The sequence below is a fragment of the Nonomuraea sp. NPDC049152 genome, assembly GCF_040648355.1.
Classification (GTDB): domain Bacteria; phylum Actinomycetota; class Actinomycetes; order Streptosporangiales; family Streptosporangiaceae; genus Nonomuraea.
Window position 1 is genome coordinate 97,958 of sequence record NZ_JBEZDO010000011.1, and the last position, 19,648, is coordinate 117,605.

Below are 19,648 nucleotides of genomic sequence, written 5' to 3' on the forward strand. Positions count from 1 at the left end.
ACAGCCAGTGGATACTATTTTCCCAGGTCAGAGCGGTTTTCCACAACGAGCTCCAGAGTTATCCCCAGGCTCGTCCACAGCGCTCCCACACCTTCCACCGGTTCCTGCACAGCTTGACCACAGGGTTGTCCACAGGCTGCGTTGCCGTACGGTCTAACGACCGGCGAAACTGTCAGCCCGGTCGACTACAAGTGGGGGTGGTGCGACCGCCTGCTAGGTGTGTTCGAGGGGGCGCGGTGACCATGGAAGACGAAGAGCCGTCCGGCGGCGGCCCGGGATTCGAGCGCACCCCACCGAGCAACATCGAGGCGGAGCAGTCCGTCCTCGGCGGCATGCTGCTGTCCAAGGACGCCATCGCCGACGTCGTCGAGATCATCAGGTCCGACGACTTCTACCGCCCCGCACACCAGATGATCTACGAGGTCGTCACCGACCTCTACGGCAGAGGCGAGCCCGCCGACGCCGTCACCGTCTTCGACGAGCTCCAGAAGCGCGGCGAGATGGCCAGGGTGGGCGGCGCGGCCTACCTCCACACGCTGACCGCGGTCGTCCCCACCGCCGCCAACGCCGGCTACTACGCCAAGATCGTCCGAGAGCAGGCCATCCTCCGCCGCCTCATCGAGGCAGGCACCCGCATCGTCTCCTTCGGGTACGGCGGGCAGAACGAAGAGGTCGACGACCTGGTCGACCGCGCCCAGGCGGAGATCTACAAGGTCACCGAGCGCCGCACGTCCGAGGACTACGCGCCGCTGTCCGACATCATGCCCGGCGCCCTCGACGAGCTGGAGGCGATCGGCTCCCGCGGCGGCCAGATGGTCGGCGTCCCGACCGGCTTCCAGGACCTCGACAGCCTCACCAACGGCCTCCACCCCGGCCAGATGATCGTCGTCGCCGCCCGCCCCGCGATCGGCAAGGCGCTGGCGCTCGACACCCCGCTGCCCACCCCCACCGGCTGGACCACCATGGGGCAGGTCCGCGTGGGCGACCGCCTCATCGGCGCGGACGGCAGGCCGACCAGGGTCGTCGCCGCCACCGACGTCATGCTGGACAGGCCCTGCTACGAGGTCGAGTTCAGCGACGGCACGGTCATCGTCGCCGACGGCCAGCACCAGTGGCGGACGAGCACAGGGACGAGCCGCCGTCCCGTGCCCGAGCGGGCCCTGGCCTGGCACGAGGACGCGGCGCGGCGGACGCTCGCCGCTTACACCGCCGCCGCGGAGCGACCCGGGCGACTCCTCCCGCACGAGGAGAGGCCGGCCGTGCTGACGGCACGGAAGCAGGACGCCGTCGGCCGCGTGCCCGCCCACCTCCCCACCCGGCTGCCCGGCGCGCTTCACCACGCCGGGACGACCAGGCCGGAGCCCGCCGCCACGACCGCGACGCACCGGCGCGTCCGCACCACGGAGGAGATCGCGGCCTCGCTCCGTTCGGCCTCGGCCGACCGGCGGCCCAACCACGCGGTCGAGGTCGCGGGGGCCTTCCAGCTCGAGGAGCGGGACCTGCCGCTGCCGCCGTACGCGCTGGGGATCTGGCTGGGTGCCGGTCACGGCGACGCGGCCGTGTTCACCACGGCCGACCCCGAGATCGTCGTCCACCTCGAGGCCGAGGGACTGCGGATCGTCCCCTCGAGCGCGGCGCCGGCGCTCTTCCACATGGCGCTTCCAGGCGAGCGTGGGAGCGTGCGGGACATCCTGCGGTCCCTGGGGGTCCTGAACGGCAGGCACATCCCCGCGCGCTATCTGAGGGCCTCGGAGCGTCAACGCCGAGCCCTCCTCGCCGGTCTGCTCGACTCCGACGGCACCGTCGACGGGCGGGGCCGGATCCAATACGTCGTCACGAACCGGCGGCTGGCGGAAGACGTGCTGGAGCTCGTCATCAGCCTCGGGTACAAGGCGACCATGCGGACGGGTTCCGTCCATGGCCGGGCCGGCATCTCGTACACGGTCGGCTTCGCGACGGCAGACAAGGTCTTCCGTCTGCCCCGCAAGGCGGCCGGGCTGGCCGGGGTCGCGCACCCGATGACCCGCTTCCGGTACATCGTGGACGTCCGGCCTGTCGCGTCCGTGCCTGTGCGCTGCGTGGAGGTGGACAACGACGATCACATGTATCTCGCGGGCAGAGCCTGCGTCCCCACGCACAACAGCACGCTCGGACTGGACTTCGCCAGGTCGGCGGCGATCAAGCACGGGATGACCACCGTCGTCTTCTCGCTGGAGATGTCGCGCAACGAGATCACCATGCGACTGCTGTCGGCCGAGGCGCGGGTGGCGCTCCACGCGATGCGCTCGGGCATGATGAACGACGACGACTGGACCAGGCTCGCCCGCAGGATGAGCGAGGTGGCCGAGGCGCCGCTGTTCATCGACGACTCGCCCAACATGTCGATGATGGAGATCAGGGCCAAGTGCCGCCGTCTGAAGCAGCGAAACGACCTGCGGTTCGTCGTCATCGACTACCTCCAGCTGATGAGCTCGCCGAAGAAGACCGAGTCCAGGCAGAACGAGGTGTCGGAGATCTCCCGGTCGATCAAGCTGCTGGCCAAGGAGCTCGAGGTACCGGTGATCGCGATCTCCCAGCTCAACCGAGGCCCCGAGCAGCGCACCGACAAGCGTCCCGCGGTCAGCGACCTTCGCGAATCTGGATCTATCGAACAGGATGCGGACATGGTGATCCTTCTGCATCGTGAGGACGCGTACGAGCGGGAGTCGCCCCGGGCGGGTGAGGCGGACCTGATCGTGGCCAAGCACCGTAACGGCCCGACCGCGACCGTCACCGTCGCCTTCCAGGGTCACTACAGCCGTTTCGTGGACATGGCCCAGCACTAGCGATCTCGGCCTCCGAGCCAGAAGCGGTCACCGACCTCATCCGCCCCGCGGCCCGCGACGCCCGCTGAGGTGCCGCGGGCCACGACCGACGACGGCCGGGGCCCGGGGGTGGCCAGAGGGAGGCGTCAGGGTAGCGTGCGGGCTGGGTGAGGATTTCCTGGCGGCGACGAGGCGGGGCAGTGTCTGACGTTATCCGTGGCGTGTTGTTCGACATCGACGACACCCTCTTCGACTACACCAGCGCCGAACGGGCCGGGCTGCTCGGGACTCTGGCGGCCGAGGGGCTGCTGGAGGCGTTCCCGTCGCAGGAGGAGGCGGTGGCGCTCTGGCGGCGGATCATGGAGGAGGAGTACGCGAGGTACCTCGTCGGCGAGCTGACCTTCGAGGAGCAGCGGCTCGTGCGGGTCAGCCGGTTCCTGGGCAGGGCGGTCGCCGAGGAGGAGGCGACGGCCTGGTTCGCGGGCTACTCGGCGCTCGTCAACGCCGCGTGGGCGGCCTTCCCCGACGCGGCTCCCGTGCTGGAGGCGCTCGCGCCGCGCTACCGGCTGGGCGTGGTGTCCAACTCGACGCTGGCGCACCAACTGGACAAGCTGACCGCGCTCGGGTTGCTCGGTCACTTCGGTGAGGCGGCGATCGTGTGTTCCGGCGAGTACGGCCAGGCGAAGCCGTACCCGGGGATCTTCCTGGAGGGTTGCGCGCGGATCGGCCTGCCCGCTGAGCAGGTCGCGTTCGTGGGCGACAAGTACGACATCGATGCGCTCGGGGCGCGGGACGCGGGATTGCGCTCGTTCTGGCTCGACAGGTCGGGCGGCGGTGCCGTACGCGAGAAAGCCGAAGCGAAGCAGGAGGGGGTGACGGTCATCGGCTCGCTGGAGGAGCTGGTGGCGGCTCTGGACGCGGTCAGTTCGCGTAGATCAGGTCACGGTAGGGCTGGATGAGGTCCTCGAAGACGGCGATGAACTCGGCGGCCGCCTCGGCCAGCTCCTCGGCCGGCGGCGGCGTGGCGGGTTCGAGCGCGTGGCGGACGACGAACGCCATCGTCTCGGCCTTGGCCTGCCGGTCGAGCTCGGCGGCCTGCGGGTCGAGCGCGTCGATGAGGTAGAAGCCGCCGTTGAGCGCGCTCATCGCGTAGCTCAGGTTGGGCACGTCGGCACGGAGCAGGCCGTGGCCGACCATGAGGTCGAACATGCGCGTGGCGGCCAGCAGCTCCTGGCTCTGCAGCGGCCGGTCGGCGAGCATGCCCTGCAACGGCGTGGTGTCGCCGGTGATCAGCACCTGCAGGACGGGCCTGTTCTGGATGTCGATGAACGAGAACGACAGCAGCCGGTGGGGGAGCACGGTGGCGGGGTCGCGGCGCAGCTCGGCGAGGAGCGTTTCGAGGTAGGCGACGGCCTCGCGCAGGAGCAGGGCCTCGAACAGCTGGTGCTTGGTGCGCCAGTGGAGGTAGACGGTGCCCTTGCCGATGGCGGCCCGCTGGGCGATGTCGTCGATCGTCACCTTGCGGTAGCCGTGCTGGATCAGGAGCTCGGCGGCGGCGTCGAGGATCCGGTCGGCGCGCTCCTGCGCCATGGGCCCTCCCGAACACTCGCTGACCGTTGGTCGAATCTATCGCAGGCGGAATGTGACGCGCGTGGGCCGTCCTCCTCCCCCGGTGGAGTCCCGAGAAATCATCAGATCTCCGGACGAATGTGACGTATGAGACACCGAGCGCAGGAATCCTGCCTGATCATCCCAGTGCTACACGAGGTAGGTAAAGCGAAAGGGAAGTGGAACCATGGCCTACCTCATCGCCTACGACGGCTCGGCCGACTCGCGGCACGCGATCGAGTTCGCCGCCAAGCATCTCAGCGCCGAGCGCACCGTGATCGTCACGGTATGGGAGCCGCTGCTCGTCCAGCTCGCCAGACACGGCGCGGCCGCGGCCGCGCTCGTGCCGAGCGAGGAGCCCGAGGAGCCGCAGATCCAGGCCGAGGCGCACGCCAAGGAGGGCGCCGAGCTGGCGATCGCCTCAGGCCTGTCCGACGTCACCTACCGCGCGGTGGCCGACAAGAGCTCCATCTGGCAGGCGATCGTCGACCTCGCTGACGAGATCGACGCCTCTCTCGTCGTCACGGGCTCGCGCGGTCTCAGCGGCGTGCGGTCGGTGCTGCTCGGCAGCGTCAGCAACCACGTGCTGCACCATGCGCGGCGACCGACGCTGATCGTGCCTCCCGCCCAGGAGACTCGCTGACCTTGGCGCACGAGGGGGGCCGCAGGTGGGTGTCGATGCGCCTGGCCCCAGGCCCCTCCTCGCCGAGCTGGTCGCGCGGGTTGGCCAGCACGCACCTGTCGAGAGACAGGCAGCCGCAGCCGATGCAGTCGGTGAGGTCGTCGCGCAGCCGCAGCAGCTGCTCGATGCGGTCGTCCAGCTCTGTCCGCCAGAGGGCCGACAGGCGGGCCCAGTCGTCGCGGTTGGGCGTGCGGCCCTCGGGCAGCTCGGCGAGCGCGTCCTTGATCGTCTTCAGTGGGATGCCGATGCGCTGGGCCAGCCGTACGAAGGCGACCCTGCGGAGGGTGTCGCGGGAGTAGCGGCGCTGGTTGCCCGTGGTGCGGCGGCTGGAGATCAGGCCCTTGGCCTCGTAGAAGTGAAGGGCGGAGACGGCCACGCCGCTGCGCTCGGACAGCTGGCCGACGGACAGCTCCTTGGCATTCCACGGGGCGGTCATGGCGTCACGGGGCGGAAGTGCGTCACCAGCCTGCCCTCGTCGAAGATGTGCAGGGCGTAGGCGGGCGGCAGGTCGTAGTCGACGAGGGCGTCGCTCTCGGTGGGCGTCAGCAGCGTGGAGAGCACGCCGGGCGCCACGATCAGCGGACGCCCGGCGAAGGTGGTCGCGACGCCTGTGTGGGCGTGTCCCGCGAGGACGGCCACGATGTGCGGGTGCCGGTCCAGGAGCGCGGCCAGCCGTTCGGGCTCCTGGAGGCGGATGTCGTCCACGTACGGCGCGCCCAGCGCCACGGCGGGATGGTGCATGCCGACGAAGGCGGGCACGTCGGGCCGCTCCGACAGGACCTCGTCCAGCCAGGCGATGGTCTTGTCGGCCAGGTAGCCGTCGTCCCTGCCCGGAATGCTGGAGTCGGCCAGCGCGATCGTGGCGCCGTCGAGCCGCAGCACCTGGTTGGCCGGACCGATGATCTTCTCGAACTCGGGGACGGCGTCGTGGTTGCCCGGGCAGACGATCAGGGGGATCGGCGAGCGCAGCAGGTCGCGAGCCGTTTCGTACTCCTCGACGAGCGCGTGGTCGGCGATGTCGCCGGTGACCAGGATCGCGTCGAGCCGCCCTGGGAAGGAGAGGAGATGACGCATGACGAGACCGGCCCGGTCGACGCTCTGGTCGGACCCGCCGATGTGGACGTCGCTGATATGCGCGAATACCTGCATCGCTCAAGCCTAAACGGACCGGCGTCGCGCTGATGACCAACGTGCGGGACCTCATTCCCAGCGGAACACCCTGACGGCGAGCCCCCCGAACACCACCAGACCCGCCGCCAGCACCAGCAGGTGGGACAAGTGGGGCGCCTGTCCCGCCCAGGTGTCGCCCAGCGCCTGGGCGAAGGGCCCGGCCACCGAGTAGTCACCGATCACCCGCATGACCTCGGGCAGGTACTCGCGCGGCACCCACAGGCCCGCCACGAACATCAGGGGGAACATCACCGCGGATCCGATGACCGGCGCGATCTTCCCGTTGGGCGCCAGGGCCGCGATCACCAGGCCCATCGCCATCAGCGCCGCCGCCCCGAGCAGGAACACCAGCGCGAAGCCCGCCGGGTTGCGCGGCAGGCCGGGCCCGAACGTGATCAGCAACGCCGTGGACGCCACGGCGACCATCAGGTTGATCACCAGCTGGACGGCCAGCATGCGCAGGGGAGAGACGGGCGTCGTCGACATCCTGCGCAGCACGCCCTGGTCCCTGTAGGTGGCCAGCACCCCGGGCAGGACACTGAACGACAGCGTCAGCATCGACAGCATGACCATCATGGCGGGGAACGCGGGCCCCGCGACGCCACCGAGGAACAGCAGCAGCATCAGCGGCAGCGCGATCGTGAAGAGCATCGACCAGCCGTCCCGCAGGTGCAGCTTCGCCTCGACGAGCAGGATCTTGCTCATGCCAGGCTCCTTCCCGTGAGCGTGAGGAAGACGTCCTCGAGCGTCGCCCGCTCGATGCGCAGGTCGGTGGGGATGATCTGCTTCTCGGCCAGCGCGAGCGTGACGGCGGGCGCCAGGTCGCCCGAGCCCGTGACCGTGATCTGCTCGCCGTTCCTCAGCACCCCCGTGACCTGGGGTACGGCGAGCAGCACCGCGTCGTCGACCGGCGCCGACGGCCTGAACCTGACCTGCTGCGCCGCCTCGACCTGGCCGATGAGCGCGTTGGGCGAGTCCAGCGCGACGACCCGTCCCGCGGAGATCAGCGCGACCCTGTCGCACAGCCGCTCCGCCTCCTCCATGAAGTGCGTGACCAGCACGATCGTGACCCCGTCCGCCCTCACCTGCTCGATCAGGTCCCAGGTGTCCCTGCGGGCCTGCGGGTCGAGTCCCGTGGTCAACTCGTCGAGTACGGCCACGCGCGGCCTGCCGACCAGCGCGAGCGCGACGGACAGCCGCTGCCGCTGGCCTCCTGAGAGCTTGGCGAAGGCCGTGTTCCGCTTGTCGGACAGGCCCACCATGTCGAGCAGCGCCCTCCAGTCGGCGGGGTCGGGGTAGAAGGACGCGAAGAGGTCCAGCGCCTCCCAGACCTTGATCTTCTCGGGGAGCGCGGCGCTCTGCAGCTGGGCGCCGAGCAGGCGGCGGACGGCGTCGCGCTCGCGGACGGGGTCGTGGCCGCCCACCCTGATCGTGCCGCCCGAGGGGGCGCGCAGGCCCGCGACGCATTCGACGGTGGTGGTCTTGCCCGCGCCGTTGGGGCCGAGCACGCCGAAGATCTCACCCGCGTCGACGGCGAACGACACGTCGTCCACCGCCACGTGCTCTCGGTAGCGTTTGTGGAGGTTCGTGACCTCGATGACCTTCATGGGCGCAACGCTAGAAATTCAGCGGATCCGCCGGTAAGACGGCTGGATGCACGGTATGGGTGGGGCTAGGTGCAGTGTGCAGCCCGCCGGAATCAAGGACACTGAGGGACATGCTGCGCAGAAACCTGGGGTTGCTCGCGCTGGTGGTCGTCGAGGTGCCGCTGGTGCTGTTGTCGCTGCTCATGCTGCTCGGCGCGTTCACCCTGGGGCTGGTCCCGTTGCTCCCGCCCACGGTCATGCTGGTCAGGCGCGTCACCCAGGTCACCAGGGGGATGCTGGGCATCGACGTGCCGTACCTCCCCGAGCCGCCGCCGCCCGTGCCGCAGGCAGACGGCTGGTACCGCTCGGATCGCACGCTCTACAAATCGCCGCGGGTGCCGAGGTGGAACAACCGGTGGAAGTGGGTGTTCGGCGACCCCGCCACGTGGCGGGACTTGCTGTGGCTGCTGCTCGACCCGGTCGTGAAGATGGCGCTCGCCGTACCGCTGCTGGCGCTCCCCGCGGCGGCGCAGCGGGTCTACGGGCACTGGGCGGTGCTGCTGCTCGCGCCGACGGCCAAGAGCAAGCTGATGGGCCAGGTGCGGCGACTGTCGGAGTCGCGCTCGACCACGGTCGACTCGCAGGCCGCCGAGATGCGCAGGATCGAGCGCGACCTGCACGACGGCGCCCAGGCGCGGCTCGTCGCGCTCGGCATGACGCTCGGCGCGGTCGAGGAACTGGTCAGAGTCGACTCGACGGCGGCCCTGGCGCTGCTGGCCAAGGCACGCGAGGCCTCCGCCGAGGCGCTGTCCGAGCTGCGCGGGGTGGTTCGCGGCATCCACCCGCCCGTCCTGGCCGAACGCGGGCTCGGCGACGCGGTGAAGGCGCTGGCCCTGGACAGCCCGCTGCGGGTGGACGTGCGGGTGGACCTGCCCGTGCGGCTGGAGACGCCGGTCGAGACCGCGCTGTACTTCGCGATCAGCGAGCTGCTGTCGAACGCGGCCAGGCACTCCGACGCCGAGCGCGTCACCGTCGAGATCGGCCACTCCGAACGCGACGTGACGGTCATGGTCTGGGACGACGGCGGAGGCGGCGCCGATCCCTCACGCGGCAGCGGCCTGAACGGCATCGAGCGCCGCCTCGCCGCCTTCGACGGCGTGCTCGCGCTGTCCAGCCCGCTGGGCGGCCCCACCACCGTGGCGATGTCGGTGCCGCTGGCCCTGCCGGAGGAGTACGGCAAGCCGAAGGCCCAGATGCCGAAGTGGCAGACCGCGATCGTGGCGCTCTGCTGGAGCCTGGCCTGGTGCCCGCTGTTCCCCCAGGGACTGGTGGCGGCCACCATCAAAATCATCGGCTTCGACGAGAAGTCGTGGTTCCTCGCGCTGTACCTCGACGAGCCGTGGCAGTGGCCGGCGATCATCGGCCTGATCACGCTCGGCTCGCTGATGTACGGCCTGGCCCTCTACCTTCCGATGCGCCACAACAGGGAGCGCTGGATGGCCGAGGCCTCCCCGCGCCGCCCCTGGTTCAGCACATGCTGAACCGCGTGCTGGTCGCCGAGGACCTCTACCTGCTCAGGGACGGCCTGGTCCACCTGCTCCAGGCCCACGGCTTCACGGTCGTCGCCGCCGTCGACGACGGCCCGTCGCTGGAGCGGGCGCTGGTCGAGCTACGGCCCGACGTCTCCGTCGTGGACGTACGGCTGCCGCCCACCTTCACCGACGAGGGCCTGCAGGCCGCGCTGGAGGCCCGCAAGCGGATCCCAGGACTGCCCGTCCTCGTGCTGTCGCAGCACGTGGAGCAGCTGTACGCGAGAGAACTGCTGGCCGACGGCTCGGGCGGCGTCGGCTACCTGCTGAAGGACAGGGTGTTCAACGCCGAGCAGTTCGTCGACGCCGTCCGCAGGGTCGCCGAGGGCGGCACCGCGATGGACCCCGAGGTGATCGCCAAGCTGCTGGCGAGCAGGGCCAGGCACGAGCCGCTCGGCAGGCTCACACCGCGCGAACGAGAGGTGCTGGGGGCGATGGCCGAGGGCAGGTCGAACGCGGCCATCGCCCAGCGGCTCTACCTGAGCGAGAGCGCGGTGGGCAAACACACGGCCTCCATCTTCGCCAAGCTCGACCTCGCCCCCTCCGACGACGACAACAGGAGAGTGCTGGCCGTACTGGCCTACCTCAACGCAGCCAGACGCTGACCGCAATCGCCGTCCTGCGTCCTGCGTCCGAGCCTGTGGTGGGGGCGTTGGGGGCGCCCTCCTCCTCGTTCACGGTCAGCGTGCGGCTCGTCCCGCGTTCGAGCTGCGGCGGGATCATCTGGGGCGGTCAGGTTTGTCGGTGCCACCAGCTAACGTTTGGTGAGAAACGGGCGACGAAGGGATGGCTCAGGTGAAGTTCCGGGTTAACCGCGATGTGCTGGCTGACGCGGTGGCGTGGGCGGCCCGAGTCCTCCCCACCCGCCCCTCCGCCCCCGTCCTGTCCGGCCTCCTGCTCGAAGCGCGCGACGAGCTGAGCCTGTCCGCCTTCGACTACGACGTCTCCGCGCAGGCGCGCATCGAGGCCGAGGTCGACGAGCCAGGCCAGGTGCTGATCCCCGGCAGGTTGCTCGCCGAGATCAGCCGGAGCCTGCCGCACGAGCCGGTCCAGATCGTCACCGACGGCGCGGAAGCGGTGCTGACCTGCGGCAGCGCCGAGTTCGGGCTGGTGACGATGCCGGTCGAGGACTTCCCCACACTGCCCCAGATGCCACCGGCCATCGGCGCGGTCGGCGGCGGCGTGTTCGCCGGCGCCGTCGGCCAGGTGGCGCCCGCCGCCAGCCGCGACGACACGCTGCCCATGCTGACCGGCATCCGCGTCGACATCGCGGGCGATGCCGTGGCCATGGCCGCCACCGACCGCTACCGCATCGGCGCCCGCGACTTCACCTGGCGTCCCGTCCAGCCCGACGTCAACGTCTCGGCCATGGTGCCCGCCAGGGTGCTGGTCGAGGTGGCCAAGTCGTTGCGGGGCGGCGAGGTGTCGATCGCGATGGGTGACGGCGTGGCGGGCTTCGAGAGCGTCGGCCGCAGCACCACCGTCCGACTGCTCGACGAGCAGTTCATCGACTATCGCACCCGCCTCACGGCCGACTGGCCGTTGCGGGCCGACGTGCGCGTGGTCCCGTTCGTGGAGGCGATCAAGCGGGTGGCGCTCGTCGCCGAGCGCAACACCCGCGTCAAGCTGACGTTCACGCAGGGGCAGGTGCTCATCCAGGCGGGCGGCGGCGACGTCGGGCGCGGGGCCGAGGTGGTCGAGTGCGACCTGCGGGGCGAGGACATCCAGATCGCCTTCCAGTCGCAGTTCCTGCTCGACGGGCTGACGGGCATCGAGACGGAGCTGGCGCGCATCAACATGGAGTCGCCGACCAGGCCCGCGATGATCACCGACGTCCCGGGGGACGCCGACCCGGCCTTCCGCTACCTCGTCATGTCCCTGCGGCTCGCCTGACCAGCCCCCTTCCTCCGATACGGCAAGCGCCTCGTACCGCAAGCGTCTTCCTCCCGTACGGCAAGCGTCTTCCTCCCGTACGGCAAGTGTCGAGACCGCGCCACCCTGAGCACGTGGCCGGCGCCTGTCCAGGGATACGCGTCACCGAGCGCGCGTGCCCGGGGCAGCCAACGGACCAGGTGGACGCCTTGACTCGGGCGACGTGACGGCGACCGGCCGGAGTCCCGCTGGAGTATGCGTGAAAGACGGAAGGCCACCGAGTGACCCCGGTGGCCTTGGGGTGGCTTGCCGTACAGGCTGGCGAACGCGCGCCATCGGCAGCTCGGAAAGCGCGGGAGACGCGCCCGGGTCAGACGTCGGTCAGGGCGATGAGGATGTGCTCCATGCAGGCGTGGCCCGCGCGTTCGGCGGCTGCGGCATCGCCCGCCGCGATGGCGCGGGCGATGGCGTCGTGCGGGATGTAGCTGCTGTTGAGCGCGTCCATCGACGTGCCCGCGGCGGTGATGCTCGCCCGCAGCGCGGCCGAGAAGTCCTCGTACAGGTCGATCAGCACCAGGTTGTGCGTCGCGTGTACGACGGCCATGTGGAAGGACAGGTCGGCCTCGACGAACGCCTCGGGGTCGCCCGCTTCCCATGCCCTGTCGCGGTCGGCCAGGCGGGCCTCGATGAGCTTGATGTCGTCGTCGCTGCGCCTGGTGGCGGCCAGGCGGGCCGACTCGACCTCGAGCGCGCGCCTGACCTCCAGGATCTCGAGCTGCTCGGCCTGCCGCAGCCTGCGCAGCATCGCTCCTGACAGTTCGCTGGTCGCCCTGACGTAGGTGCCGTCGCCTTGCCTGCACTCGAGCAGCCCGGCGTGGGTGAGCGCACGCACGGCTTCACGCACCGTGTTGCGGCCCACCCCGAGCTGCTCGGCGAGCACGGTCTCCGTAGGGATCTTGCCGTTCATCTGCCACGACCCTGAGGTGATCTGCTCTTTGAGCTGGTCGATCACCTGGTCGACGAGCGAGGCCCGCTGCGCCGTACGCAGACTCACAGTCCGCCTCCTCCGGGGAAACCAATCATCCTATGAGTCAATGACTGGTCGACCCTAATTATTCCAGACGTGAAAACACAAATCTGGAGCTCCCGGAGTTCTTTTCAGCGGGAAAGTGGCGCGTCGACCCGCACTCCTGCCATGGCGGAACGAACTCCTGCGGCTTCGAGGGCTCTACGATACGCCGCGGTCTGTTCCTCCCTGTGTCCGGCCCTGCCGTACAGGTCACCGAGCTCACGCCAGCACCTGGCCGCCTTCCTGTCGATGCCGTACGGCGGGGAGTGGAGCGCGTCCAGGAGCAGCCGCGCCGAGCGGAGGTGCTCGGTCGCGTCGCCGCCACCCGCGAGGGCGGCGTCGGCCAGCAGCAGATGGGCCACCGCTGGGACCGTTCCCGGAACGTTACGAAGCAGGCCGAGCGCATTGGCGCCCAACTCGTTCGCGCCGTCGACGTCGCCGGCGCCGAGCCTGACGCGGCCGTGCACGATCATGCTCTCGGCGTGGTCGGCGACGGTGTCGGCGAAGGCGGAAAGGATCCTGCTCGCGCTCATGGCGAACTCCTCCGCCTCCACGGCCGAGGCGAGCCCGAGCCTGGCCCACGCCATCGACACCTGCCCGAGCCGCACCGCCAGCCGAGCGGAGCGACCTGCGGCGATGGCGTCGTCGGCCAGCCGTACGGCCAGCGCGGAGTCCTCGCCGGCCGCGGCCACGATGCTCGCCTTCCACAGGGCGTGGGTCTCGGCGGAACGGTCCACAATCTCAGGCGTGCCGGTGGTGACGAGCACCTGCCGGACGTAGGTGAGCTCAGGAGAGGGCTCGGAGCGCGTCTCCACGAGCGCCGCGGCCAGCTCCACCGCGAGCTCACCCTGGGTGACGGCAAGCCTCGAGGCCTGCTCGAACGCCGCGGTGCCCAGATCCCGGGCGCGCAGCCGGTCACCCGCGAGGTGGTAGCAGCGCGCGAGCGCGACGGTCAGCGGCAGGTCGGCAAGGCGTTCGGGATGAGCGGCTGCCTCCCTACGCAGCCGCTCATAAGCCTCGACAGCCGGTCCAAGCCTGCCCTGTGCCTCGAGCGCGCGCGCTCGACCGAGCCTGGCGTGCGCGGCGAGCATCGCGTTCTCCTCGCCGGCCGCCTTGACGATCTCGGTGAAGCGCTCGGCGGCCACATTCGGGTCACCGTGCCGCAGCTCGAGCTCGGCATGACGAAGGCCGAGCTCCGTGTCGATGCGCTGTCGAGGTTCGATCCCGTGCAGGAGGAACTCGGTGGTGCATCCCAGTCGCTCGGCCAGGAGTCTGGCCACTACTGGAGTCGGCGTGCGCTTGCCCGACTCGATGAGTGAGACATAACTGTCCGACAGATCGGGCCCGGCCAGCTGGGCCTGAGACATCCGCCTGTTTAGCCGCAGTCCTCGGACGCGGTCACCGATGGTTCCCTGACTCGGCATCTCATCTCTCAGGGCGGGGAAGGGTCAATGTGTCGCAATGATTGCATGAAGCGACCGAATCGGGTATCCCCACCCGAGAAATCTCTTCACAGAGGGTTAATCGTCCCCTTCGTCCTTGCTCGGGAAAAGCATCTGGCAGACCTCGAGATAAAGGGTCTCCGGATACGGGATGTACTCGACGGTCGACAGGGCCTGGTCCTGACCTGCCGACTCGAGGATGAACTCTCCATAACCGAGCATGCGTCCGAGCAAGGAGCGCTGGAAGCTCATGTCGGTGACCTTCTGTAGCGGCATCATCGCGACTTTGCGCGTGATGAGGCCCGTGGTCAGGAGCATCCGTTTCGAGGTCACCACGAAGTAGTCGACCGACCACTCCGCGACCTTCCAAACGAAGCGGATGAGCAACAGCAGCCACAGCCACCACACGACGACCAACGCGGTGCCGCCGCCCTGGTCGCCGAAGAACTTGCTGAGGAGTCCAGCGATGATCAGGCCGCCGAAGACCTCGGCGACCGGGCGGAGCAGCACGGCCGGGTGACGCCGCACCATGATGACCTGGTGTTCGTGGGGGAGTAGGTAGCGGTTGACCGACGACGGAGCAGAGTCCCCGTGGGTCACAAGTCTCATGCGAGGCTGTTGAAGAATTGAGCTAGCGAGTCGGCCGCGTTGAACACTGTGTCGAACGCGCCCCGTACCGCGTCCGCTGCGTCGGTTGGTCGCGCGAAGAGGTAGTACGCAACGAATGCGATACCACCGTAGGTGAGGACCTTTTTGACCTGCACTGTCGCCTCCACTGCCACGTTCCCACTACACCCGCCGTATACATTACCCAGCCGGGTGGCTGGGTAAAGCGCAACAGACCACGACAAGTCTTAAGCGTCGCGGGTTTATCGATCTTGACTAGCCCCGCTCGCTCGCCACGAGCGCCAGGACGTGAAGGTGCTTGCGAGCGATCCGCTCGACCAGGCCCGGGTGGGCATAGCCGGTGACCTCGAGCGCGCCGTAGTGTGCCGCCTCGACGCAGCGCGTGACGGTGTGCGCGGTGTGGATCCCCGCGAACTCGTCGCGGAGGGCGGATTCGACCTCCGCGTAGGGACTCGTGGTTGGCTCGCTCATGGTGCTCCCCGACGTGCGCCTCTCGGAAGGAGGCGTTTAAGAGATGCCTTCGTTACTCTTCGTACCCAGACAACCACAGTATGTAACGAAGAGGGGAGCGTTGGCGCGGGAAGAGTGGATCAGACCACGCCGTAGAGGCGGTCGCCCGCGTCGCCCAAGCCGGGAACGATGTAGCCGTGCTCGTTCAGCCGCTCGTCGAGCGCGGCGGTCACGACCCTGATCGGCCGGCGGGAGTCGGCGAAGACCTTGTCCATGTAGGCCAGGCCCTCGGGGGAGGCCAGCAGGCACAGCGCGGTCACGTCCTCGGCTCCCCTGTCGAAGAGGAACTGGATCGCCGCCGCCAGCGTGCCGCCCGTGGCCAGCATCGGGTCCACGACGTAGCACTGACGCCCCGACAGGTCGTCGGGCAGGCGGGTGGCGTACGTCTCGGCCTGGAGCGTCGACTCGTTGCGGATCATGCCGAGGAAACCGACCTCCGCGGTGGGGAGCAGCCTCGTCATGCCGTCGAGCATGCCGAGCCCTGCCCTGAGGATGGGCACGACCAGCGGGTACGGCTTGGCCAGCCGTACCCCGTTGGCGGCCGCGACCGGAGTCTGCACGGTCACGTTCGTGACCCGCACGTCGCGCGTGGCCTCGTAGGCCAGGAGAGTCACCAGTTCGTCCGCGAGCCGCCTGAAGGTGGGCGAGTCGGTACGGACGTCTCGCAGCGTCGTGAGCTTGTGCGCGACGAGGGGGTGATCGACGACGAGGGTCTCCATAACGGACAACGCTATCTTGTGTGGAAGGTACCGGCACGTCGCGTACTTGGATTTGATCACAATTTGGTCGGACGGCCCTACGCTCGGTGGACGCTTCTGAAACCATTGAAGCTCGTAGAGGCCGTGCTGGCAGGTCGGTGGGGAGCACGACGATGACAGACGAAGATGCGCTCGACTTCGCCATCGTGGTCTATCGCGAGGATGAGTGCTGGGACGCCGAGTTGCTCCCTGTCGCGCTCACCTCCGATCTCCACGGGTTGATTCACGCGCTGAAGCAGCAACCGAGCGAGAGCGGCACGATCGGTCTCGTGGCCGTGGCCGATGAGTTCTTCGTGGCGTTGCGGGTGCTGCGCGACAGGGTCGACGTCTTCCTGTCCGACATCGCCGCCTCGTGGGACTATCCGCTGGCGCAGCAGGTGCTCGAGTACCTCGACGTCCCCGTGCCGGACGAGGACGAGCTCGACGAGATCCTCCAGGACGAGGACACCGTGCTGCCCGCGGGCGATCTGTCGATCTTCGTGGACCTCGGGTTGGACGAGATGGAGCTGGGCATCCTCTCCGGTGACATCGACCTTCACCCCGAGGACGTGCTGTCCAGCATCGCCGCGCGGCTCGGCTTCTCCGAGCCGTTCGAGCGGGCCATCGACTCGGTCTTCGGCTGAATCTCGGGAGCAGCGGCATGCCCTCCAGCGCCATCTTCTCGGCCGCGTTCGTCAGGACACCCGAAGGGTGGAGCGGAGCCGAGATCGATCTGAGCGACGCGGAGATCGTCGACGACCTCGGCGACGCCGTACAGGAGACACTGGGGTTGAGCGGCGACGAGATGGCGCTGCTGTGCGTCGAGGTGGAGGACGAGTGGTTCGCCATCGCCCGCTACAGGGGCGAGGAGGAGCCGCGGGTGTTCCTGTCCGACGCGCAGGCAGGCCTGGCCGGCACGCTGGGCGAGCTGTTCGCCGAGTTCGCCGGCGTCGCGCCTGACAAGGACAACCCCGATCTCGGTGTACGGCCGGCCGGCGACTTCGAGCTGCTGAGCGACTTCGGGGTGACCAAGGAGGAGCTGCTCGAGCTGAGCATGGAGGAGGGCGTGCTGCCCGCCGACATCCTCTCCGTCATCGCCGAGCGGCTCGCCTTCGCCGACGAGCTCGACAGGCTGCGGTGAGCCCTTGGGAAGGGGCCATGCGGCTGGCGCTCGTCGAGGCGTCGGCGGCCGCCGCCAGGGGTGAGGTCCCCGTCGGGGCGGTGGTGCTGGATCCTTCGGGCGAGGTGCTGGCGCGAGCGGGCAACGACCGCGAGGCCGGCGCCGATCCGACCGCGCACGCCGAGGTGCTGGCCCTGCGCGCCGCCGCCGCGTCGCTCGGCACGTGGCGGCTCGGCGGGTGCACGCTCGTGGTCACGCTGGAGCCCTGCACGATGTGCGCGGGCGCGGCGGTGCTGGCCAGAGTGGACAGGATCGTGTACGGCGCGGTCGACGCCAAGGCAGGGGCCGTCGGGTCGCTGTGGGACGTGGTACGCGACCGCCGGCTCAACCACCGGCCAGAAGTGATCATGGGGGTGCTGGAGGACGAATGTTCGTCGGCGCTTAAGGAGTTCTTCGGCACTCGGCGGATCCGGTAAGCTCGTGCGCGGTGGTGTCGCCTAGTGGCCGAGGGCGCACGCCTCGAAAGCGTGTGATGGGGCAACTCATCCGTGGGTTCAAATCCCACCACCACCGCCTGGGAAAAGGGCCGCTGATCTTGACTGATCAGCGGCCCTTTTCGGTTTCCTCCCGAAGGGTCAGGAGGGCAGTTCGAGAACGCGGGCATGGAGGATCGACCGCTGGTGGAGCGCCGCCCGGAGGGCGCGGTGCAGGCCGTCCTCGAGGTAGAGCTCGCCCTGCCACTGCACGACGTGCGGGAACAGGTCGCCGTAGAAGGTCGAGTCAGCGGCGAGCAGCGAGTGCAGATCCAGCATGGCCTTGGTGGTGACCAGCGAGTCGAGCCGGACCTGCCTGGGCGGGATTTGCGCCCACTCGCGATTGCTCAGACCGTGTTCTGGATAGGGGCGTCCGTCGCCGACCAACTTAAAGATCACCCCATCGATTTTAGAAGAGATTCGTCAGGTTCGCCTTCTTCGCAGGTCAGATGCCCTTTTGGAAGGTATCGCACTGGTCTGGCGAGCCCGTCTCGTAGCCGGTGGTGAACCACGTGACACGCTGCTCCGACGTGCCGTGCGTGAACGCCTCCGGGTCGACCCTGCCCTGGGTCCGCTCCTGGATCCTGTCGTCGCCCACCGCGGCCGCGGCGTCCAGCGCCTCCTGGATCTCGGACTTCGTGAAGGGCTTCTCGTAGAACCCGGTGTCCACGGCGTGCTTGGCCCAGACACCCGCGTAGCAGTCGGCCTGCAGCTCCAGCTTCACCGAGCCGCTGTCGGCGCCCTGCCGGTCCTGACCGACGCGCTCCATCTGGCCCGTCAGGTTCTGCACGTGGTGACCGTACTCGTGCGCGATCACATAGGCCTGCGCGAACGGCCCGCCCTTCGCGCCGAACCTCGACTGCAGCAGGTCGAAGAAGCTCAGGTCGAGGTAGACCTGCCGATCACGCGGGCAGTAGAACGGGCCGACGGAGGAGTCAGCCGCTCCGCAGCCCGTGTTCGTCGCCTGTGAGAACAGGACCGTCTTGGCGGGTTGGTACCCGTCGAGCCCGCTCCAGTACTCCTGGATGCTGTTGACGACGCCGACGATCCTGCACTTCTCCGACTGGTCGGCGTCCGCGCCTGTCTTGCACTGCTCGGACAGGTTCGTGGTGGGCTGTAATCCTTCAAGATCACTGCCGGTGATGTTGCCGGGGTTCACCCCGAAGATGAGGGCCGCGATCAGCGCGATGATGCCGGTGATCCCGCCTCCCACGGCGAGCCCGCCGCCTGGGAAGCGGCCGCCGCCACTGCGCTCCTCGACCTGCGAGGCGTCGAGGTCGGCCTGGTCACGGAAATCCATGCACCGCAACTGCCCGTCAGCGGCCGGGTCAGTCAGATTCCTCCGGTGAAGGTGTCGCAGCGGCCGGGGTTGCCGCTGTCGTAGCCCATGCTGAACCACTTCTCGCGCTGCTCGGAGGTGCCGTGGGTGAAGGCGTCGGGGCGGACCATGCCCGTGGTGCGGCGCTGGATGCTGTCGTCGCCGACGGACGCGGCGGCGTTGAGGGCCTGGTCGATGTCGATCTGGCTGAAGGGCTGGGTGTAGAAGCCGGTGCGCACCGCGTTGTGGACCCACACGCCCGCGTAGCAGTCGGCCTGCAACTCGAGGCGCACGGCGCCGCTGGTGCTGCCCTGCCGGTCGTTGCCGACCCTGTTCATGGTGCCCAGCAGGTCCTGGACATGGTGACCGTACTCGTGGGCGATCACGTACGCCTGGGCGGCGGGACCGCCCTTCGCGCCGAAGTCACGCTGGAGGGTGTCGAAGAACGACAGGTCGAGGTACACCTTCTGGTCGCCGGGGCAGTAGAACGGGCCCACCGCCCTGTCGGCCATCCCGCAGGCGGTGTTGACGGCGCGGGAGAACAGCACGGTCTTGGCGGGGGTGTAGGTGCGCCCCCGCTCGGCGAAGGCCTGCTTCCAGTAGGCCTGGATGCTGTTGACGGTGCCGACGATGCGGCAGTCCTCCGACTGGGCGGCGTCCGCGCCGGTCTGGCAGCGGGCGGCCAGGTTGCCGCTCGGCGAGCCCTGCGGCGCGGGCAGCGACTGCTGGGGGGCGCGTTGGGGCTCGTCGCCCGAGAAGTTCGTGGGGATGATCTGGAAGAGGAACAGCGCGGCGACGCCTATCAGCAGGAGCAGGCAGCCGCCGCCCTTGCCGCCGATCGGCAGGACGCAGCCGCCGGGCAGGCCGCCGCCCCCACCGCCCCCACGGCCCCCGCCTGCGCCGGGACCCGAAGCTCTGACGTCCTCGATCTGCGAGGGGTCGAGTTGGGCATCGTCGTCGAACTGCATGAATGTGCCCTTC

At 69.2% G+C, this 19,648-nt stretch carries 22 protein-coding genes and 1 tRNA gene; 10 read left to right on the forward strand and 13 right to left on the reverse strand.

All coding sequences use genetic code 11. The features are described from left to right. The first annotated feature begins 236 nt into the window (after positions 1-236). Both dnaB and AB0B45_RS21415 read left to right on the forward strand, forming a co-directional pair. The gene (gene dnaB, locus AB0B45_RS21410) at positions 237-2,825 is read left to right on the forward strand and encodes a replicative DNA helicase (protein WP_358132905.1); all 2,589 of its coding nucleotides are present in this window, start codon (positions 237-239) and stop codon (positions 2,823-2,825) included. 179 nt (positions 2,826-3,004) lie between these two features. Next, positions 3,005-3,763, forward strand: a complete 759-nt coding sequence (locus tag AB0B45_RS21415; RefSeq protein ID WP_358132906.1) for an HAD family hydrolase — start codon at positions 3,005-3,007, stop codon at positions 3,761-3,763. On the opposite strand, the gene AB0B45_RS21420 is transcribed toward AB0B45_RS21415, so the two are convergent. Next, positions 3,726-4,394, reverse strand: coding sequence for a helix-turn-helix domain-containing protein (locus AB0B45_RS21420; protein ID WP_358132908.1), 669 nt, complete (start codon positions 4,392-4,394; stop codon positions 3,726-3,728). The two genes, AB0B45_RS21415 and AB0B45_RS21420, sit on opposite strands and share 38 nt — an antisense overlap. Before the next feature lie 205 nt (positions 4,395-4,599). On the opposite strand from AB0B45_RS21420, the gene AB0B45_RS21425 reads away from it, so the two are divergent. Next, entirely contained in the window at positions 4,600-5,055 is a 456-nt protein-coding gene (locus tag AB0B45_RS21425; protein WP_358132910.1) for a universal stress protein, read from the forward strand. On the opposite strand, the gene soxR is transcribed toward AB0B45_RS21425, so the two are convergent. From soxR to AB0B45_RS21445, 4 genes are read right to left on the reverse strand one after another with little or no spacing between them, the layout of a single operon-like run. After that, entirely contained in the window at positions 4,985-5,530 is a 546-nt protein-coding gene (gene soxR / locus AB0B45_RS21430) for a redox-sensitive transcriptional activator SoxR (RefSeq protein ID WP_358132911.1), read from the reverse strand. The two genes, AB0B45_RS21425 and soxR, sit on opposite strands and share 71 nt — an antisense overlap. Continuing rightward, positions 5,527-6,243: a metallophosphoesterase gene (locus tag AB0B45_RS21435; protein WP_358132913.1), complete on the reverse strand. Its 717-nt coding sequence runs from the start codon at positions 6,241-6,243 to the stop codon at positions 5,527-5,529. Before AB0B45_RS21435 ends, soxR begins: the two co-directional genes overlap by 4 nt. Before the next feature lie 51 nt (positions 6,244-6,294). Then, positions 6,295-6,969 (reverse strand): ABC transporter permease, encoded by a 675-nt coding sequence (locus tag AB0B45_RS21440; protein ID WP_358132915.1) that lies wholly within the window; start codon positions 6,967-6,969, stop codon positions 6,295-6,297. Beyond that, the gene (locus tag AB0B45_RS21445; protein ID WP_358132917.1) at positions 6,966-7,871 is read right to left on the reverse strand and encodes an ABC transporter ATP-binding protein; all 906 of its coding nucleotides are present in this window, start codon (positions 7,869-7,871) and stop codon (positions 6,966-6,968) included. Before AB0B45_RS21445 ends, AB0B45_RS21440 begins: the two co-directional genes overlap by 4 nt. Positions 7,872-7,981: 110 nt before the next feature. Between AB0B45_RS21445 and AB0B45_RS21450 the strand changes: the two genes are divergently transcribed. The 3 genes from AB0B45_RS21450 to dnaN all read left to right on the forward strand — a co-directional run bounded on the left by AB0B45_RS21450 (position 7,982) and on the right by dnaN (position 11,332). Continuing rightward, entirely contained in the window at positions 7,982-9,391 is a 1,410-nt protein-coding gene (locus AB0B45_RS21450) for a histidine kinase (protein ID WP_358132919.1), read from the forward strand. Next, positions 9,385-10,044 (forward strand): response regulator transcription factor, encoded by a 660-nt coding sequence (locus AB0B45_RS21455; protein ID WP_358132921.1) that lies wholly within the window; start codon positions 9,385-9,387, stop codon positions 10,042-10,044. Before AB0B45_RS21450 ends, AB0B45_RS21455 begins: the two co-directional genes overlap by 7 nt. A gap of 190 nt (positions 10,045-10,234) precedes the next feature. Then, entirely contained in the window at positions 10,235-11,332 is a 1,098-nt protein-coding gene (gene dnaN, locus AB0B45_RS21460; RefSeq protein WP_358132923.1) for a DNA polymerase III subunit beta, read from the forward strand. A 349-nt stretch (positions 11,333-11,681) separates the two neighbouring features. Here the strand turns inward: dnaN and AB0B45_RS21465 are convergent, their stop codons facing one another. The 5 genes from AB0B45_RS21465 to upp form a co-directional block, all read right to left on the reverse strand. Then, a complete protein-coding gene (locus AB0B45_RS21465; RefSeq protein WP_358132925.1) occupies positions 11,682-12,365 on the reverse strand; it encodes a FadR/GntR family transcriptional regulator in 684 nt (227 codons plus the stop codon). A 104-nt stretch (positions 12,366-12,469) separates the two neighbouring features. Next, positions 12,470-13,804: a helix-turn-helix transcriptional regulator gene (locus AB0B45_RS21470; protein ID WP_358132927.1), complete on the reverse strand. Its 1,335-nt coding sequence runs from the start codon at positions 13,802-13,804 to the stop codon at positions 12,470-12,472. Between the two features lie 96 nt (positions 13,805-13,900). Continuing rightward, positions 13,901-14,431 carry a PH domain-containing protein gene (locus AB0B45_RS21475; RefSeq protein ID WP_192778731.1) on the reverse strand — a complete coding sequence of 177 codons (531 nt, stop codon included), beginning with the start codon at positions 14,429-14,431 and terminating at the stop codon, positions 13,901-13,903. 273 nt (positions 14,432-14,704) lie between these two features. Continuing rightward, complete coding sequence (locus tag AB0B45_RS21480; RefSeq protein WP_358132929.1) at positions 14,705-14,920, reverse strand: hypothetical protein; 216 nt, start codon at positions 14,918-14,920, stop codon at positions 14,705-14,707. Between the two features lie 119 nt (positions 14,921-15,039). After that, complete coding sequence (gene upp, locus AB0B45_RS21485) at positions 15,040-15,678, reverse strand: uracil phosphoribosyltransferase (protein ID WP_358132930.1); 639 nt, start codon at positions 15,676-15,678, stop codon at positions 15,040-15,042. A 152-nt stretch (positions 15,679-15,830) separates the two neighbouring features. Between upp and AB0B45_RS21490 the strand changes: the two genes are divergently transcribed. The 4 genes from AB0B45_RS21490 to AB0B45_RS21505 all read left to right on the forward strand — a co-directional run bounded on the left by AB0B45_RS21490 (position 15,831) and on the right by AB0B45_RS21505 (position 17,389). Next, on the forward strand, positions 15,831-16,340 hold the full coding sequence (locus AB0B45_RS21490; protein WP_358132932.1) for a tRNA adenosine deaminase-associated protein: 510 nt from the start codon (positions 15,831-15,833) through the stop codon (positions 16,338-16,340). Between the two features lie 17 nt (positions 16,341-16,357). Beyond that, entirely contained in the window at positions 16,358-16,837 is a 480-nt protein-coding gene (locus AB0B45_RS21495; protein ID WP_358132934.1) for a tRNA adenosine deaminase-associated protein, read from the forward strand. A 17-nt stretch (positions 16,838-16,854) separates the two neighbouring features. After that, positions 16,855-17,292: a tRNA adenosine(34) deaminase TadA gene (gene tadA / locus AB0B45_RS21500; protein WP_358132936.1), complete on the forward strand. Its 438-nt coding sequence runs from the start codon at positions 16,855-16,857 to the stop codon at positions 17,290-17,292. A 10-nt stretch (positions 17,293-17,302) separates the two neighbouring features. Continuing rightward, positions 17,303-17,389 (forward strand) — tRNA-Ser (locus AB0B45_RS21505). Positions 17,390-17,451: 62 nt separating this feature from the next. Here the strand turns inward: AB0B45_RS21505 and AB0B45_RS21510 are convergent. From AB0B45_RS21510 to AB0B45_RS21520, 3 genes are read right to left on the reverse strand one after another with little or no spacing between them, the layout of a single operon-like run. Continuing rightward, positions 17,452-17,748, reverse strand: coding sequence for a type II toxin-antitoxin system VapB family antitoxin (locus AB0B45_RS21510; protein WP_354919110.1), 297 nt, complete (start codon positions 17,746-17,748; stop codon positions 17,452-17,454). Positions 17,749-17,794: 46 nt separating this feature from the next. Further along, the gene (locus AB0B45_RS21515; protein WP_358132939.1) at positions 17,795-18,649 is read right to left on the reverse strand and encodes a neutral zinc metallopeptidase; all 855 of its coding nucleotides are present in this window, start codon (positions 18,647-18,649) and stop codon (positions 17,795-17,797) included. 32 nt (positions 18,650-18,681) lie between these two features. Further along, positions 18,682-19,635 carry a neutral zinc metallopeptidase gene (locus tag AB0B45_RS21520; RefSeq protein ID WP_358132942.1) on the reverse strand — a complete coding sequence of 318 codons (954 nt, stop codon included), beginning with the start codon at positions 19,633-19,635 and terminating at the stop codon, positions 18,682-18,684. Positions 19,636-19,648: the final 13 nt, after the last annotated feature.

What these genes read in the sequence shown, in the direction of transcription:
- AB0B45_RS21420 (WP_358132908.1), bottom strand. Translation starts at nt 4,394, where the DNA reads ATGGCGCAGGAGCGCGCCGACCGGATCCTCGACGCCGCCGCCGAGCTC.
- AB0B45_RS21425 (WP_358132910.1), top strand. Translation starts at nt 4,600, where the DNA reads ATGGCCTACCTCATCGCCTACGACGGCTCGGCCGACTCGCGGCACGCG.
- soxR (WP_358132911.1), bottom strand. Translation starts at nt 5,530, where the DNA reads ATGACCGCCCCGTGGAATGCCAAGGAGCTGTCCGTCGGCCAGCTGTCC.
- AB0B45_RS21435 (WP_358132913.1), bottom strand. Translation starts at nt 6,243, where the DNA reads ATGCAGGTATTCGCGCATATCAGCGACGTCCACATCGGCGGGTCCGAC.
- AB0B45_RS21440 (WP_358132915.1), bottom strand. Translation starts at nt 6,969, where the DNA reads ATGAGCAAGATCCTGCTCGTCGAGGCGAAGCTGCACCTGCGGGACGGC.
- AB0B45_RS21445 (WP_358132917.1), bottom strand. Translation starts at nt 7,871, where the DNA reads ATGAAGGTCATCGAGGTCACGAACCTCCACAAACGCTACCGAGAGCAC.
- AB0B45_RS21450 (WP_358132919.1), top strand. Translation starts at nt 7,982, where the DNA reads ATGCTGCGCAGAAACCTGGGGTTGCTCGCGCTGGTGGTCGTCGAGGTG.
- AB0B45_RS21455 (WP_358132921.1), top strand. Translation starts at nt 9,385, where the DNA reads ATGCTGAACCGCGTGCTGGTCGCCGAGGACCTCTACCTGCTCAGGGAC.
- AB0B45_RS21470 (WP_358132927.1), bottom strand. Translation starts at nt 13,804, where the DNA reads ATGCCGAGTCAGGGAACCATCGGTGACCGCGTCCGAGGACTGCGGCTA.
- AB0B45_RS21475 (WP_192778731.1), bottom strand. Translation starts at nt 14,431, where the DNA reads ATGAGACTTGTGACCCACGGGGACTCTGCTCCGTCGTCGGTCAACCGC.
- AB0B45_RS21480 (WP_358132929.1), bottom strand. Translation starts at nt 14,920, where the DNA reads ATGAGCGAGCCAACCACGAGTCCCTACGCGGAGGTCGAATCCGCCCTC.
- upp (WP_358132930.1), bottom strand. Translation starts at nt 15,678, where the DNA reads ATGGAGACCCTCGTCGTCGATCACCCCCTCGTCGCGCACAAGCTCACG.
- AB0B45_RS21490 (WP_358132932.1), top strand. Translation starts at nt 15,831, where the DNA reads ATGACAGACGAAGATGCGCTCGACTTCGCCATCGTGGTCTATCGCGAG.
- AB0B45_RS21495 (WP_358132934.1), top strand. Translation starts at nt 16,358, where the DNA reads ATGCCCTCCAGCGCCATCTTCTCGGCCGCGTTCGTCAGGACACCCGAA.
- tadA (WP_358132936.1), top strand. Translation starts at nt 16,855, where the DNA reads ATGCGGCTGGCGCTCGTCGAGGCGTCGGCGGCCGCCGCCAGGGGTGAG.
- AB0B45_RS21515 (WP_358132939.1), bottom strand. Translation starts at nt 18,649, where the DNA reads ATGGATTTCCGTGACCAGGCCGACCTCGACGCCTCGCAGGTCGAGGAG.
- AB0B45_RS21520 (WP_358132942.1), bottom strand. Translation starts at nt 19,635, where the DNA reads ATGCAGTTCGACGACGATGCCCAACTCGACCCCTCGCAGATCGAGGAC.